At 68.0% G+C, this 15,104-nt stretch carries 14 protein-coding genes; 10 read left to right on the forward strand and 4 right to left on the reverse strand.

Annotation, left to right across the window (positions count from 1 at the left end):
* Positions 1-469: 469 nt before the first annotated feature.
* Positions 470-922, reverse strand: a complete 453-nt coding sequence (locus AAIL68_RS01785) for an Rrf2 family transcriptional regulator (protein ID WP_347137783.1) — start codon at positions 920-922, stop codon at positions 470-472.
* Between the two features lie 186 nt (positions 923-1,108).
* Here AAIL68_RS01785 and AAIL68_RS01790 point away from each other — a divergent pair, with 186 nt between their 5' ends.
* The 4 genes from AAIL68_RS01790 to AAIL68_RS01805 all read left to right on the forward strand — a co-directional run bounded on the left by AAIL68_RS01790 (position 1,109) and on the right by AAIL68_RS01805 (position 3,924).
* Positions 1,109-1,582, forward strand: coding sequence for an Lrp/AsnC family transcriptional regulator (locus AAIL68_RS01790; protein WP_347137784.1), 474 nt, complete (start codon positions 1,109-1,111; stop codon positions 1,580-1,582).
* Positions 1,583-1,674: 92 nt separating this feature from the next.
* Positions 1,675-2,286 carry an alpha/beta hydrolase gene (locus AAIL68_RS01795; RefSeq protein ID WP_347137785.1) on the forward strand — a complete coding sequence of 204 codons (612 nt, stop codon included), beginning with the start codon at positions 1,675-1,677 and terminating at the stop codon, positions 2,284-2,286.
* Positions 2,286-2,507, forward strand: a complete 222-nt coding sequence (locus AAIL68_RS01800; RefSeq protein ID WP_347137786.1) for a hypothetical protein — start codon at positions 2,286-2,288, stop codon at positions 2,505-2,507. The genes AAIL68_RS01795 and AAIL68_RS01800 overlap by 1 nt, the downstream gene beginning before the upstream one ends.
* A gap of 16 nt (positions 2,508-2,523) precedes the next feature.
* Positions 2,524-3,924: an FAD/NAD(P)-binding protein gene (locus AAIL68_RS01805; RefSeq protein WP_347137787.1), complete on the forward strand. Its 1,401-nt coding sequence runs from the start codon at positions 2,524-2,526 to the stop codon at positions 3,922-3,924.
* Between the two features lie 213 nt (positions 3,925-4,137).
* Here AAIL68_RS01805 and AAIL68_RS01810 read toward each other — a convergent pair whose 3' ends face one another.
* Positions 4,138-4,686 carry a helix-turn-helix domain-containing protein gene (locus tag AAIL68_RS01810; protein ID WP_347137788.1) on the reverse strand — a complete coding sequence of 183 codons (549 nt, stop codon included), beginning with the start codon at positions 4,684-4,686 and terminating at the stop codon, positions 4,138-4,140.
* Positions 4,687-4,845: 159 nt separating this feature from the next.
* On the opposite strand from AAIL68_RS01810, the gene AAIL68_RS01815 reads away from it, so the two are divergent.
* Genes AAIL68_RS01815 through AAIL68_RS01825 form a run of 3 tightly spaced genes read left to right on the forward strand, consistent with a single transcriptional unit; the run spans position 4,846 to position 10,530 of the window.
* A complete protein-coding gene (locus AAIL68_RS01815; protein ID WP_347137789.1) occupies positions 4,846-6,066 on the forward strand; it encodes an efflux RND transporter periplasmic adaptor subunit in 1,221 nt (406 codons plus the stop codon).
* Between the two features lie 4 nt (positions 6,067-6,070).
* Positions 6,071-9,181: an efflux RND transporter permease subunit gene (locus AAIL68_RS01820; RefSeq protein ID WP_347137790.1), complete on the forward strand. Its 3,111-nt coding sequence runs from the start codon at positions 6,071-6,073 to the stop codon at positions 9,179-9,181.
* A complete protein-coding gene (locus AAIL68_RS01825; protein ID WP_347137791.1) occupies positions 9,178-10,530 on the forward strand; it encodes an efflux transporter outer membrane subunit in 1,353 nt (450 codons plus the stop codon). The genes AAIL68_RS01820 and AAIL68_RS01825 overlap by 4 nt, the downstream gene beginning before the upstream one ends.
* 252 nt (positions 10,531-10,782) lie before the next feature.
* Here the strand turns inward: AAIL68_RS01825 and AAIL68_RS01830 are convergent, their stop codons facing one another.
* Positions 10,783-11,472, reverse strand: a complete 690-nt coding sequence (locus AAIL68_RS01830; protein WP_347137792.1) for a fumarylacetoacetate hydrolase family protein — start codon at positions 11,470-11,472, stop codon at positions 10,783-10,785.
* 184 nt (positions 11,473-11,656) lie between these two features.
* On the opposite strand from AAIL68_RS01830, the gene AAIL68_RS01835 reads away from it, so the two are divergent.
* A complete protein-coding gene (locus AAIL68_RS01835) occupies positions 11,657-11,977 on the forward strand; it encodes an antibiotic biosynthesis monooxygenase (RefSeq protein ID WP_347137793.1) in 321 nt (106 codons plus the stop codon).
* A 357-nt stretch (positions 11,978-12,334) separates the two neighbouring features.
* On the opposite strand, the gene AAIL68_RS01840 is transcribed toward AAIL68_RS01835, so the two are convergent.
* Positions 12,335-12,880 carry a DUF924 family protein gene (locus AAIL68_RS01840; RefSeq protein ID WP_347137794.1) on the reverse strand — a complete coding sequence of 182 codons (546 nt, stop codon included), beginning with the start codon at positions 12,878-12,880 and terminating at the stop codon, positions 12,335-12,337.
* Between the two features lie 317 nt (positions 12,881-13,197).
* Between AAIL68_RS01840 and AAIL68_RS01845 the strand changes: the two genes are divergently transcribed.
* Both AAIL68_RS01845 and AAIL68_RS01850 read left to right on the forward strand, forming a co-directional pair.
* Entirely contained in the window at positions 13,198-14,721 is a 1,524-nt protein-coding gene (locus AAIL68_RS01845; protein ID WP_347137795.1) for a VOC family protein, read from the forward strand.
* Positions 14,714-15,037, forward strand: a complete 324-nt coding sequence (locus AAIL68_RS01850; RefSeq protein WP_347137796.1) for a GNAT family N-acetyltransferase — start codon at positions 14,714-14,716, stop codon at positions 15,035-15,037. The genes AAIL68_RS01845 and AAIL68_RS01850 overlap by 8 nt, the downstream gene beginning before the upstream one ends.
* Positions 15,038-15,104 lie beyond the last annotated feature (67 nt).

Consider the following 15,104-nt stretch of genomic DNA (forward strand, 5'->3'; position numbering starts at 1 on the left):
GCTGTTTGCCAAGATACGGAGTTCGCCGAGATCATTTCTCGGCAAGAGCGCAATACGGCACCGACAGGTCATCTCAACTGCCAAACTGAGTCAGAAACAACCACCACGACACTGCAACAATCAACAGGATGATAGGCCGCAACCAAGGGCGCCGTTCGGCTTTTCGTTCCAAGTAATCGAGAAAGATGCTCAGCATCGTCTGCATTCGCCTGACGTTCTTTTGCGGTCTTTGAAAATGCAACGGCACAGAAAGTAACACAAGCAGCGGCGAGGATAGGACGCGATTCACCAAGGACTGTTGTCTGGTGCAGACAAATCTAGAGAACTTGGTTTTTGTCAGTTGTGCTTTCACTTTGGCAGGCAAGCTCCACAACCGTCGACCGACGGCTTTGGGCTCTTCGCTTTGATTGCAAGACCTCGCAGAACAGCCATTCAACCCGCCAGACCATGACGGGTTCGCTTCCCAGCCCTACGCCCCGATCACCTGATCCGCCACCTGTTCGGACCGCAGCATGTCCTCCAGCGTCAGCGATTCGATCAGGATCAGGTAGGACCAGAAGATCTCGGCGAAGACCTTTCGGATGCGGCAACTGGCCTCGTCCCGGCAGTCCTCGCAGCGCTGATAGGCACGGCGCGACAGGCAGGGCAGGGGGGCGATGGGGCCGTCGATCAGGCGCAGAAGTTCGGAAATGGAAATGTCGCTGGGCCGCTTGATCAGCAGATAGCCGCCCGACCGGCCGCGGATCGAACTGACCATGCCCGCGTTGCGCAATTCCAGCAGGATCTGTTCCAGGAACCGCTTTGGGGTGTCGGACCGGCGGGCGATCCTTTCGATGGTCAGCGCCTCGGGGGCGGGTTGGGCGGCCTCGTCCCCCAGAACCAGCATCGCCTTCAGCGCGTATTTCATCTTTTGCGTGATCATGGCCCACCCTAAGGCGATGAAATACCCGACTCAAGGTCGAGATTTAGGCAAAGCCCCCATCCGGCGGTATTTTTCCCCACCTGGGCACCCCCGGCAGGCATTCCTTCCAAAATATACGACAAAATCGCTGGACATTTGTCTTCTTTGTGGCACCTTGATGGCCAGAACGCCGCCAAGGAAGCACGGATGAACAGCCTGGACCTGATCGACCGCAAGATCGTCGCCGCCCTGATGGAGGATGCGACCCAGCCCATCGCGCAGATCGCCGACCGCGTGGGCCTGTCGCAGACCCCCTGCTGGAAGCGCATCCAGAAGCTGGAATCGACGGGCGTGCTGACCGGCCGCGTGGCCCTGGCCGATCCGGCGCAGCTTGGCCTGGGCCTGACCGTCTTTGTGGGGATCGAGGCGGCCGATCACGGCGCAGCCTGGCGCGACGCCTTCCTGGCGGCGGTGGGGCGGTTCCCCGAGATCATGGAAGCCTATCGCATGGCGGGGGAGATGGACTATCTGCTGCGCGTGGCCGTGCCCGACATGGCGGCCTATGACGGCTTCTACCGCCGCCTGACCGATGCGGTGCCGATCAAGAACCTGACCTCGCATTTTGCGATGGAACGGCTGCGCTATACCACCGCCTATCCGGTCAATACCCGCGACCGCTGAGGATCCTTCTTCTCTTTGGGGCGGGATCTTTGGGAACCAAATCACGACCAACTATGTAGTCTTATAGGGAGTGAGCGGAAAGGAATCGCACGATGTCCAAGACCCTGATCGTTCCCGGCCTTGACGGATCGCCCGCGCCCCATTGGCAGGACTGGTGGGCCCGCACCGACCCCGATGCGCTGGTCGTCGATCTGCCCGATCCCCGCCGCCCCGTGCGCGAGGCTTGGGAGGCCGCCCTGGCCGCGATGATCCTGCGCCACCCGGACAGCATCCTGGTCGGCCATTCGCTGGGATCGGTGCTGATCGCGCAGATGCTGGCCCGCTGGTCGGGATTGCGGGTGCGCGGCGCCATGCTGGTCGCCCCGGTCGATCCGCTGGCGGATTCCGCAGGATGCGAACGCATCCGCCGGTTCGGTCCCCTGCCCGAAGTGGCCGTGGATGTCCCGACGGTGGTGGTGGCCAGCCGCAGCGATCCCTGGATCGGCTTTGGCCGCAGCCAGGCCCTGGCCGATGCGCTTGGTGCCGACCTGATCGACCTGGGCCATGCGGGCCATGTCAATGTCGCGTCCGGCTTCGGCCCCTGGCCGGGCGGCAGGGTGATCCGCGACCGGCTGCTGGATCGCACGCAGCCCCGTCCCGGCCTGCGCCGCCGCCCTGGCCGGACGGTGCGAGGTTTTTCGCCTTTGCCGGCGGGCGGTGCGTGATGCCCTGCCGCAGCTTCGGCCGCCATGCCGACCCGCTTCCCGCCAGTCCCACGCCTATCGTCGATTTCGGAGTGCCCTACATGTTCGACATCCAGACCGAACTGCACCTGCGCCGCGCCGGACGCGAGGCCGCAGGCCATGACACCAGCCGCGCCGCCCGTGCGATCCTGATCGCGGCGAACCTGTCGGCCTTGTCCCTGCTGGCCGCCGCGCTGTTCTGACCCGTCGGGAGGTGCCATGAACCTGCATCCCATGCCGACGGCTCCGCTTGCCCCGATGCCGGAAGGCGCCGGTCCCCACATCGTGGTGATCGGCGGCGGCGCCAGCGGCGTGCTGATGGCGGCGCATCTGCTGCGCGACGACCAGGGCCAGGCGCGCGTCACGATCATCGAGGGGCGGCACATGCTGGGCTGCGGCATCGCCTATTCCACCGACGATCCCGACCACCTGCTGAACACCCGCGCCAGCGGCATGAGCGCCTTTCCCGACCAGCCGGACCATTTCCGTGACTGGCTGGCCGGACAGGGCATCCCCGCCGACCCGCGCCTCGGCGACGGCTTTGTCAGCCGCTCCACCTATGGCGCCTACATGGCCAGCCTGGTCGAGCCCTGGTCGCGGGGCGAGGGCGCGCGCCGGTTGCGCTGCCTGCGCGAGACCTGCGTGGGTCTGACCCAGGACATGGGTGGCGTCACGGCGCATCTGTCGGGCGGGGGCAGCATCCGGGCGGACAGGGCGGTCCTGGCCACGGGCCATGCGCTGCCCGAACCCGACCCCGAGGGCTTGGTGCAGGGATCCTGGGAAGGGGGCGAGCCGCCCGGCCGCGACGACCGGGTGGTGATCGTGGGGTCCGGCCTGTCGATGGTGGACCAGGTTCTCAGCCTGCTGCGCCGGGGCCACCGGGGAGAGATCCTGGTCGTCTCGCGCCGGGCGCAACTGCCGCGCGTCCATGCCGCGACGCAGCCGCTGTCCGTGGCGGTCGGGGACATTCCGCTGGGCGCGCCGGTCAGCCGGCTGATGGCCTGGCTGCGCGCCCTGGCCCGGCAGGCCGAGGCCAGGGGCGGAAGCTGGCGCGACGCGATGGACGGGATCCGCCCGCATATCCGCGCGATCTGGCAGGCGCTGCCCCCGTCCGAGCGCGCCCGCTTCCTGCGCCACGCGGCCTCATGGTGGGAGGTTCACCGCCACCGCCTGCCGCCCGAAAGCGCAGCCCCGATCCATGCCGCGATCAGGACCGGGCGGATGCGCCTTCTGGCCGCCGCCTTCCAGGGGGCAGAACGGAATGCGGAAGGTCAGTTGCAGGCCGTGATCCGATGTCGCGGCAGCCGGGTGGAACAGCGCGTCGGATGCGCGCGCATCATCGACTGCCGGGGCATCCGCCGCGATCCCGCACGCAACGCGACGCCGGTGGTCGCAAGCCTTCTGAAGCAGGGCGCGGCCCGCATCGACCCCTTGCGCCTTGGTCTGGATGTCGGCGCCGATGCCGCCGTCATCGACGCGCAGGGCCAGCCCTCGGACCGGATCTTCGCCATCGGTCCCGCGTCCCGTGCGGCCTTCTGGGAAATCACCGCCATTCCCGATATCCGCGACCAGACGGCAGGGCTGGCCCGGCGCCTGATCGCGGCATCCGCCCGCGCCTAGCGCGCATCGGCATTCGGCAGATGCAAGGGTGAGGAGCGCCCGGAAAAAGGTCCAGTGGACCTTTTTCAGCGACGAATGGGCGAAGCCCCGGCAAGGCGGGCACTGGCCAGGCTTTTGAAGCCCGGCGGTTTTCGTGGCACCCCCATATCGCGTGGCGAAGGCGATGGCCTTCGCCAAACCCAAGGCGACGCGGGGATGAATGTCGGCCCGCGCCTAGACCTGCGCCAGCAGCCCGTGCAGCACCTGCAGCTTGGCGCGGGCCACGTCCACGATGCGGTCCGCGGGCATCGTGTCGTCATTGGCCCAGATGCGGAACGTGTCCCCCAAGGCATGGGCGATCGCCTCGGCCAGCAGTTCGGCGTCGCGGCGCGCGTCCTCTCCCAGCCGGGTGACGGCCAAGGCCGCGATCTGGTCGCGCAGACGCCTCAAGGAGCCGTAGAAGATCGGCAGCAGGTCCGGCGCCGTGTCCAGCAGCCGGTCGATCAGCTGCGACGTGCCGCGATCAAGCTCGCTTCCCGCCAGCAGTTGCCGCAGGGCCTGCAGCAGGTCGGCCAGCAGCGGCCCGGACGAGGCGCGGAACCACGCCACCGTTTCCTCGTCGAAGCAGGGCGCCTCGCCCACGATGGCGGCGTCCTTGTTCAGGTAATAGTTGAAGAAGGTCCGCTGGCTGATGCCCGCCTGCGCCGCGATCATCTCGGTCGTGACGGCGTCATAGCCGTGCCGCAGCGCCAGCGACAGGGCGGCGCGCTGGATCTCGCGCAAGGTTTGCAACCGCCTGCGATCACGAAGCGTTGATTTCAAGGCCATGAGGCAGTCTCCCCCGCATATTCACCGCAGGCAAATATTGCACACTATGCATTGATGTGCAACAAGGCACCCAACCGCCGCCGTGCTGGTGCCCTCCGTCAAAGGAATCATCCGATGCCCGCTATTCGACCCCTTGCCTGCGCCATGCTGGTGGCGACATGGTTCCTGTACCTACCTGTCCATTCTGGGCCTGCCCATGCGCAGGACGGCCAGATGCCGCCTCCCGCCGTGGGCGTGGTGACGGTCCAGCCCCGGCAGGTGCCGCGGATCGTGACCCTGCCGGGCCGGGCCGTGGCGCAGGCCGAGGCGGCGATCCGCCCCCGCGTCGGCGGGCTGGTGACGGAAATCCTGTACCAGCCCGGCACCGCGCTGGAACAGGGCGCGCCCATGTTCCGCATCGACCCGACCACCTACCAGGCGAACCTGTCCAGCGCCGAGGCCAATGTCGCCTCGGCCCGCGCGGCGCTGACGCAGGCCGAGACCTCGTTCAGCCGGACCAAGCGGCTGCTGGGATCGGGCACCACGCAGGCGCAGGTGGACGAATCGCGGGCGACCCTGGAACAGGCGCGGGCGGCCCTGCAGGGGGCCGAGGCGGCGCTGACCCTGGCGCAGGCGGAACTGGACTGGACCACCGTGACCAGCCCCATCGACGGCATGGCCAGCGTGGCGGCGGTGTCCGTGGGCGATCTGGTCACCGCGAACCAGGCCGACGCCCTGGCGACCGTCACCCGGCTGGATCCGATCGAGGTGGACATGTACGAACCCTCGGCCCGGATGCTGTCGCTGCGCGAGGACATCAGCAAGGGCCGGCTGCAACTGACCAAAAAGATCCAGGCGACCCTGACGCTGGAAACCGGCGAAACCTATGCCGCGACGGGGGAGCTGGTGGCGCCGGGCTTCACCGTCTCGACCTCGACCGGGGCGGTGGACACGCGGTTCCGCTTCGACAATCCGCGCCGGTTGCTGTTGCCCGGCATGTTCCTGCGCGGCCAGATCAACCTGGGCACGACCGAGGCCTTCCTGGTCACGCAGAACGCCGCTACCCGCGACAAGACGGGCCAGTTGTCCGCCTGGGTCGTGCGCGGCGGCAAGGCCGTGCGGGTGGCCCTGACCGACAACGGCACCTGGCAGCACCACTGGATCGTGACCGAGGGGCTGGAGCCGGGCGACCTGCTGGCGGTGGACAACCTGTCCGCCCTGACCGAAGGCGCGGCCGTGACGGCCGTGCCCGTCACGATGGACGAGAACGGCGTGGTCCAGGAACAACCCGCAGCCGAGACCCCCGAAGCCCCGGCCCCGACTGTACCGGCCCAGGCCGCACCGGCGGCGGAGTGATCCCATGGCGCGCTTCTTCATCCACCGCCCCGTCTTCGCCTGGGTTCTGGCCTTCGTGACCATGCTGGTCGGCGCCCTTGGCCTGCAAAGCCTGGCGATCGAGCAATATCCCCAGATCGCCCCCACCACCGTGCGCATCAGCGCGACCTATACCGGCGCATCCGCCGAGATCGTGGAAAACTCGGTCACAACCGTGATCGAGGACGCGATGACCGGGATCGACGGGCTGATCTACATGACCTCGAACTCGACGCCGGGGTCTGCATCCGTGTCGCTGACCTTCGACGACACGGTCGATGCCGACATCGCGCAGGTGCAGGTGCAGAACAAGCTGCAGCTTGTCACCAGCCAGCTGCCCGACATCGTGCAGCAGCAGGGGGTGAACGTCTCGCGCTCGACCTCCTCGATCCTGCTGGTGGGGGCGCTGACCAGCACCGATGGCAGCCATTCCACGGTGGAACTGGGCGATCTGGTGTCCCAGATGATCGAGGATCCGGTCAAGCGGACGCCGGGCGTGGGGTCCATCAACACCTTCGGGTCGGGCTATGCCATGCGCATCTGGCTGGATCCCATGAAGATGGCGCAATACCAGGTCACGCCCGCCGACGTGACCGGCGCCGTGTCCGAGCAGAATACCAACGTCACCGTGGGCGACCTGGGCGCCGAACCCTATGCCGAGGGCCAGCGCCTGACCCTGACCCTGTCGGCGCAATCGCAGTTTTCCTCGGTCGAGGAGTTCGAGCGGATCCTGCTTCGCGTGGACCCGGACGGATCGACCGTGTTCCTGGGCGACGTGGCGCGGATCGAGATCGGCCAGGAAAGCTATGGCGGGGCCGCGCGCTACAACGGCAACCCGGCGGCGGGCTTCGGCGTAAACCTGGCGACCGGCGCCAATGCCGTGGACACAGCCCATGCCGTGCGCGAAGTCATCGACGGCATCGCCCCCTCGCTGCCCGCGGGCGTCAGCGTCGTCTATCCCTATGACACCGCGCCCTTCGTGGAAAAGTCGATCCACCAGGTCTACAAGACCCTGGCCGAGGCCGTGGTGCTGGTCTTCCTGGTGATCCTGGCCTTCCTGCAAAGCTGGCGCGCGACGATCATTCCGGTGATCGCGATTCCCGTCGTGCTGCTGGGCACCTTCGGCGTGCTGGCGGCGGCGGGCTTTTCCATCAACACGCTCACCATGTTCGCCCTGGTCCTGGCCATCGGCCTGCTGGTCGATGACGCCATCGTCGTGGTCGAAAACGTCGAACGGGTGATGGAGGAGGAAGGCCTCGGCCCCGTCGAGGCGACCGAGAAAAGCATGGGCGAGATCACCTCGGCCCTGGTCGGCATCGTCATGGTGCTGTCGGCGGTGTTCCTGCCCATGGCCTTCATGTCGGGCGCGACGGGGGTGATCTATCGCCAGTTTTCCCTGACGATCATCACCGCCATGGTTCTGTCGCTGGGCGTCGCCGTGATCCTGACGCCCGCCATGTGCGCAAGCCTTCTGCGCCCGCGCAAGCATGGCGGCGGCATCGCGCCCGCCCGTTGGTTCAACCGCAACCTGGACCGCGCGACCAACGGCTATGGCGCGGTCGTGGCCCGGCTGGTGCGCCGTCCGTTCCGCATGCTGGTCGTCCTGGCCGCCATCGGCGTCAGTGCCGCCGCGCTGTACGGCAAGCTGCCGGGATCCTTCCTGCCGGATGAAGACCAGAGCGTGATGATGGTGATGATCAAGACGCCCGACGGATCGACCTCTGCCCAGACCCGCGCCCTGGTCGAAAAGGTCGAGGATTACCTGCGCGTTCAGGAAGCCGAGACGGTGGAATCGACCTTCTCGGTCCTGGGCTTCAGCTTCGGCGGATCGGGCCAGAACAACGCCATGCTGTTCGCAAAACTTCGTGACTACGAGGAACGGCCCGGCCTGGACGTGGCGTCGCTGGTGACGCGGGCCAACGGCTATTTCTTCATGAACAATCGCGCGGGGCAGGCCTATTTCCTGCAGCCGCCCTCGATCCCCGGCATGGGCGCGTCCTCGGGCTTCTCGATGTATCTGGTCGATCAGTCCGGTCGGGGGCAAGAGGCGCTGACGGCCGCGGCCGACCAGTTGGTCGCCACGGCGCAGGCGGATGGCCGCGTCACCAACCTGCGCGGGAACGAGGCGCCCTTCGAGACATCGCTGCGGCTGGACATCGACCAGCAGAAGGCCGCGGCCTTCGGGTTGTCGATTTCCGAGGTGAACGCGATGCTGTCGGTGATCTTCTCGGGCCGCGAGGTGAACGACTTTGCCCTGGGCACGGAACTGCGCCCGGTGATCGTCCAGGGCGAGGCCTATGCCCGGTCCCAGCCGGAAGACATCGACCGCTGGTTCGCCCGCAACCGCGACGGCGACATGGTGAATTTCGGCGCCTTCTCTACCCAGGTCTGGGACCAGGAACCGCAGGCGCTGGCCCGTTATGGCGGCACCCGCGCGCTGGAACTGTCGGGGGCTGCGGCGCAGGGCCTGTCGTCCGGCGCGGCGATGACCGCGATGGAGGAGATGGTGGCCGACCTGCCGGGCGGCTATGGCACCGCCTGGACGGGCCTGTCCTATCAGGAACGGCTGTCGGGGAACCAGGCGCCGCTGCTGTTCGCGTTGTCGGCTCTGGTCGTTTTCCTGGCGCTTGCCGCGCTGTATGAAAGCTGGACGGTGCCGCTGGCGGTGATGATGACCGTGCCCGTGGGCATCCTGGGGGCGCTGGCTGCGGCGCTGTTCTTCGACCAGTCGAACGATGTCTATTTCAAGGTGGGCCTGCTGACGACCATCGGCCTTGCCGCGCGAAACGCCATCCTGATCGTGGAATTCGCCCAGGCTTTGGTGGCCCAGGGGCGCCCGCTGCTGGAGGCCGCCATCGAGGCGTCGAAGATGCGCCTGCGCCCGATCCTGATGACGACCTTCGCCTTCATGCTGGGCGTGCTGCCGCTTGCCATTGCATCGGGCGCCGGGGCAGGCGCGCAGAACTCGATCGGGATCGGAGTTCTGGGCGGCATGGCCTCGTCCGCCGTGATCGGGATCTTCCTGGTGCCGGTCTTCTATGTGGCCGTGCTGAAGGCGGTCGAGCTTGTGACAAGAAGAAAGGGGAAACCCGCATGACGATTGGAATGCACCGCCGCGCGCTGCTGGGATCGGTCCTGGCGCTGGGGGCCTGCGCGGCGGTCGGCCCGGACCCGAATGCCCTGCCGACGCCCGCTGTCCCGGCGGGATTCGCCGAGGGCGATGGCGCCGCGACACCGGCGCAGGCGGCTTTCTGGTCGGGCTATAACGACGCGACGCTGAATCGGCTGATCGGGCAGGGCATGGGCCAAAGCTTCGACATCATGGCCGCCAACGAACGCATCCGCGCGGCGCAGGCGGATCTGGCGGGCAGGGGCGTTCTGGCAAGCCAAGTCGGCGGGACCGGCACGGCGGGGCGCGAACGGACGGGCAGCGACGGGATCGGCGTCAGCGTCGCGAACACCGCCACCCTGTCGGCCAGCCTGGTCTTCGACCTGTTCGGCGGCGCCCGGCGCGCCCGCGAAGGCGCCCGCGCCAGCCTGAAGGCCGCCGAGGCCAATGCCCAGACCGTGCGCCTGGCCTGGCTGGCCGAGGTGATCGCGGCCTATGCCGACGCGCGCTTTTACCAGCAGGCCCTGGCCCTGACCCGCAACACGATCCGCACCCGCGAGGGCACGCTTGATGTGACGCGCAACAGCCGCTCCGTCGGCATCGCCACCGAATACGACGTGGCCCAGACCGAGGCGCTGCTGCAGACCGCCCGCGCCGACCTGCCGAATTACGAGGCGCAGTTCAACGCCCAGGTTTACCGCCTGTCCACGCTGCTGAACCTTCAGACCGCACCCCTGATGGCGCAGATGCGGGGCCGGTCGGCGCAGTTGCGCACGCCCCCCGGACCCGGCACCGGCGTTCCCGCCGACCTGCTGCGATCCCGCCCCGACATCCGGGTGGCGCAACAGGATTACGCGGCGGCGCTTGCGGCGGTGGGCGTGGCCACGGCGGACCTGCTGCCCGCCATTTCCTTGACCGGGATGGTCACGGACCAGGGCGGCGCGAAGGCCTGGGGCTTCGGCCCCGGCCTGTCGCTGCCGGTGCTGAACCAGGGCGCGCTGCAGGCCACCCGGTCCCGCCGCCTGTCCGAGGCGCGACAAGCCGAGATCGCCTGGAAATCCGCCATCGCGGCGGCGGTCGAGGATGTGCAGACCGCGCAATCCAATCTGCGCCGATACCGTCAGAGGGCCGCGACGCTGGAGGGGGCGGCGGCGTCCTACGACCGCGCCTATGCCCTGGCCCGGCAGAACTTCGAGGAAGGCGCGCTCGCCCTGGTCGATCTGCTGGAGGCGGATCGGTCCCGCGCCAGCGCCCGGCTGGCGGCGGCGCAGGCGCGCAATGCGGCGGCGAAGGAATGGGCGACCTTGCAGATCGCCACGGGGGCAGGGTCGCGGTAGGATCAGGTCGGACTGGCGCAGGCCATCGCCTTCGCCACGCGATGCCAGTGCCACCCGCATCGCCGGGCTTCACAAGCCCGGCCAGCGCCCGCCCCGCCCCGCCCTCCGGCGGGCGCTGGCCTCTCGTGGTCGCGGGATGGCGGCGTTTCTGGGGGAACCGTTACACGCGGGTGAGGGAAACGCAGTGCGTTTCCTGATCCCGCCCGGCAATGGCTGCCATAGGGTGCGTGCAAGCACGCACCGCAGCCCGCGTCACAGGATCCGCGTCACCAGCGGCGTCAGCCCTTCGATCTCGACCGCGACCACCTGACCGCGCGTGACCGCGCCCACCCCCGCCGGGGTGCCGGTGAAGATCAGGTCGCCCGCAGCCAGCCGCACCGATTGCGACAGATGGGCGATCACGTCACCCACCGGCCAGATCATCTGCGACAGGTCGGAGTCCTGCCGCAGTTCGCCATCCACGCTCAGCGCGATCCGTCCGCTGTTCAGGGGGCCGGTTTCCCCGACCGGATGCAGCAATCCGCAAGCCGCCGACAGATCGAAGCCCTTGGCCAGATCCCAAGGGCGCCCGGCCTTTTTCGCCACCGCCTGCAGGTCGCGCCGGGTGAAGTCGTTGCCCGTGGCATAGCCCCAGATCAGCCCCTGCGCATCGCCGGGCGCGATGTCGGTGCCGCCGCCGCCAAGCGCCACGACCAGTTCCGCCTCGAAATGCAGATCAGTGGTCTGCGGCGGATAAGGCAGGTCGGCGCCGCCCGTCAGCAGCGTGTCGGCAGGCTTGGAAAAGAAGAACGGCGGCTCGCGGTCGGGGTCGTGGCCCATTTCGCGCGCGTGTTCGGCATAGTTGCGCCCCACGCAATAGATCCGGCGCACCGGAAAGCAGCGGCTGTCGCCTGCCACGGGCAGGGACGGGATGGCTGTGGGCGGGATGACGAAGTCGGACATGCTGGCGCTTTCGGCTGGGATCAGGCGGGCACAGTGTTCGGCCCGCCCGTTCCCGTCAAGGCCAGCCTCGCCCCGAGGACAGGAGTTCCACCACCATGGGCCGGTCCCTCACATACGCGTGACAGGACTGTCGCCTGCGCGCGACCGGCGGGATGATGCCGCAGCATCGCCAGAAAGGACGCCCATGTTCATCGCCATGAACCGCTTTACCGTGCCGGTCGAGAATGCCGCCGAATTCGAAGCCTTGTGGCTGTCCCGCGACAGCAGGCTTTACGAGCTGCCGGGCTTTGTCGAGTTCCACATGCTGAAAGGCCCCGAGGAGGACGGGCGGCGCCTCTACGCCTCGCACACGGTCTGGGAGAGCGAGGAGCATTTCCGCGACTGGACCCGCAGCCAGCAGTTCCGCGACGCCCATGCCCGCGCGGGCGAGACGAAGAAGCTGTACGAAGGCGGCCCGCGCTTCGAGGGCTTTACCGCGATCCAGACCCTTGGCCGGGCGGGGTAGAACTGCACCGCCCTTGATCTGGCGAAGGCCCTCGCCTTCGCCACGCGTTGGGGGTGCCATCTGAACCGCCGGGCTTCAAAAGCCCGGCCAGCGCCCGCCCTGCCGGGGCTTCGCCCGTTCGTCGCTGAAAAAGGTCCACCGGACCTTTTTCCGGGCGCTCCTCACCCCCCCGGCGGGCGCTTCACGCCCACCGGCTCGGGCGCCGGCCTCTCGTGGGCCGGGGCTGCGCCGTTTCTGATGAAACCCGATCACGCAGGCGGGGGAAACGCATGCGTTTCCTGGTCCCGCCCGTTCAATCAAATGGCCCGGACTGTACTCCCTATCTGCTGGATGCCGATCCGTCGCAGATAGCCATCCTCAGAACCCCTTGTGGGTCTTCAGGAACTCCTCCTCGTCCGGGGTGTTCGGGCGGTCCAGGATAGCATTGCGGTGCGGAAAGCGGCCGAATTTCTGGATGATGTCGCGGTGCTGGATGGCATAGTCCAGATAGCCCGGATCGCCCAGGGCCTCGAACAGCTCGACCGCGCGGGTCTGATCGGGCAGATCCTCGCTGTGTTCGAAGGGCAGGTAAAGGAAGGCCCGGCGCCCGGCGTCGATCTGTTGGTCGAAGCCCGCATCGACGGCGGCGCGGGCGTGTTCCAGCGCCAGGTCGTCCGATGCGAAGGCGCGGGGCGTGCCGCGGAAGATGTTGCGCGGGAACTGGTCCAACACGATCACCAGGGCCAGCGCGCTATCCGGCGTTTCCGCCCAACCATCCAACTCGCGCCGATGGGCGGCCTGGTGGGTTTCAGCAAAGCCGTCGCGGATGCGCGCGTCGATGTCGTCCGACTTGACGAACCAGTGCGGCTCCATCTCGGGGGAGAACCAGAAGTCCAGCACGTCGAGGGCAGTCTTGATCGTCATGCGTCAGTTCCTTTCCGGCAGCGGGACATGTTCGGCGCGGTCTGTGGGCGGCAGGTCGAACGGGCCCTGGCCCAACGTTCCGCGCGCCTTTGGCGTTTCGCCTCTTTGTCCGCTCGCGCGGGGATACCTGTCTGCGCGAGGGGGTTGCAGGTCATGGCGTTTCCTCCTTTTGGCCCAGCATAAGTCCGGCGGCTGCGAACCGCCAAGCGCAGAAGCGTTCGCCCCTGCCGAACGCCGGGTTGGCGGCGGGGCGGATGGTGCGATGGGCGCAGGAACCGCATCTTGCCCAAAAAGTTTTTAGGAACCAGAGGTGCGCGATGACCAGCGGAATCCATCATGTCACGGCGATCACCCGCGACGTGCAGGCGAATGTCGATTTCTGGATGGGCTTCTTGGGCCTGTCGCTGGTCAAGCAGGTGGCGGGCTTCGAGGATGCGGACCAATTGCACCTGTTCTATGGCGACCCGGCGGGCGCCCCCGGCACGTTGGTCAGCTTCCTTGTCTGGCAGGACGGCGCGCCCGGCCGGGTGGGCCATGGCCGCGTGGCCGAGATCGCGCTGGCGGTCCCCCGCGCGCGGATCGGCGACTGGCTGACCCGCGCCATGCAGCGGGGATTGCGCATCGAAGGCCCCGTGCGGGAGTTCGGAGAGCCGGTGCTGCGGCTGAAGGAACCCGACGGCATCATCGTCAAGCTGGTAGGCAGCGACGCGCCCGACACCGGCTGGCCCGCCGCGCCCACGCGCATCCGTGCCGTGACGATCTGGTCCGCCGTTTCCGAACAGACCGCCGCCTTCCTGTGCCCCTTCGGCTATCGCGCTGGCGGGGCCGAGGGCGGGCTGACCCGGCTGCTGTCGGACACGGACGCCATCGACATCCGCGATGCCTCGGGCTTCGTGCCCGGCATTCCGGGCACCGGCACCATCGACCATGTGGCCCTGCGGGTGCCCGATCTTGCGGCATTGCAGGGCCATCACGACGCCCTGAAGCTGCGCAACGCGGGCGATGTGACGGTGCATGACCGCCGCTATTTCGCTTCGCTTTACGTCCGCGAGCCGGGCGATACGCTGGTCGAGCTTGCAACGGACGGTCCGGGCATGGCGGTGGACGAATCCGCCGCCGACTTGGGCCGGACCTTGATGTTTCCGCCCCATGCGGAAAACACTGACGACCTGCGCCTGCGGTTGCCGCAGTTCGCCCGACCGGGCGAGGAAAGGATACGGATGAGAGAGCTTCCCTTCGTTCACCGGCTGCGCCAGCCCGACGAGCCGGACGGATCGGCCATGGTGCTGCTGCACGGATCGGGCGGGAACGAGACCGACCTGATGCCGCTGGCCCACCGGATCGCACCCCATGCGACCCTGCTGGGCGTGCGCGGCAGATCGACCGAGGAAGGCATCCCGCGCTTTTTCCGCCGCACCTCGATGACCAGCTTCGACCAGCAGGATATTCGGGACGAGGCCGAGGCCTTTGCCGCCTTCTGGAGGGGGGCGCTGGCGGGTTATGACCTCGATCCCGCGCGGATCACGGTGATGGGATACAGCAACGGCGCGAACTTCGCCGCCGCCGTGATGGGCCTTCATCCCGGCCTGATCCGCCGCGCGATCCTGATGCGGTCCATGGCCGCGCTGGAGGATCTGCCACAAACGGACCTGACGGGCGTGTCGGTCCTGACCTTGACCGGCGTGCGCGACCCTTACGGCCCCCATGCGCCGCGCCTGAACGAATGGCTGGCGGCCCAGGGCGCGGCCCTGGATGCCCGTGTCGTGCAGGCCGGGCATGATCTGGTGGCCGACGACCTGACCGCCGCCGCAGACTGGATGAAAGGAGGAACGAATGCCTGACCTGACCATCACCAAGGAAGACACCGACGCCCGCCACGGCCGCTATGTCGCGCGGATGGCGGGCGTTGAGGCGCAAGCCGAACTGACCTTCACCCGCCGCGGCCCTGAGCGCATCAGCGCCGATCACACCGGCGCGCCCGAGGCGCTGCGTGGCACGGGCGCGGCGGGCGCGCTTGTCGATGCCATGGTTGCCGATGCGCGGAAGGAGGGCTTTCGGATCGTGCCGCTGTGTTCCTATGTCGCGGCGCGCTATGCCAAGCATCCCGAATGGGCCGATGCCTTCGCCACGGCGCCGGGAGAGCGGGCGGAGTTGTAGGGTGGGGTTCCACCCCATCCTGGTGCCACGAAAGGTGGGGGTAGAGCCCCCACCCTACGGCAAACGG

This window comes from Paracoccus sp. SSK6 (genome assembly GCF_039770665.1).
In the GTDB taxonomy this organism is placed as follows: domain Bacteria; phylum Pseudomonadota; class Alphaproteobacteria; order Rhodobacterales; family Rhodobacteraceae; genus Paracoccus.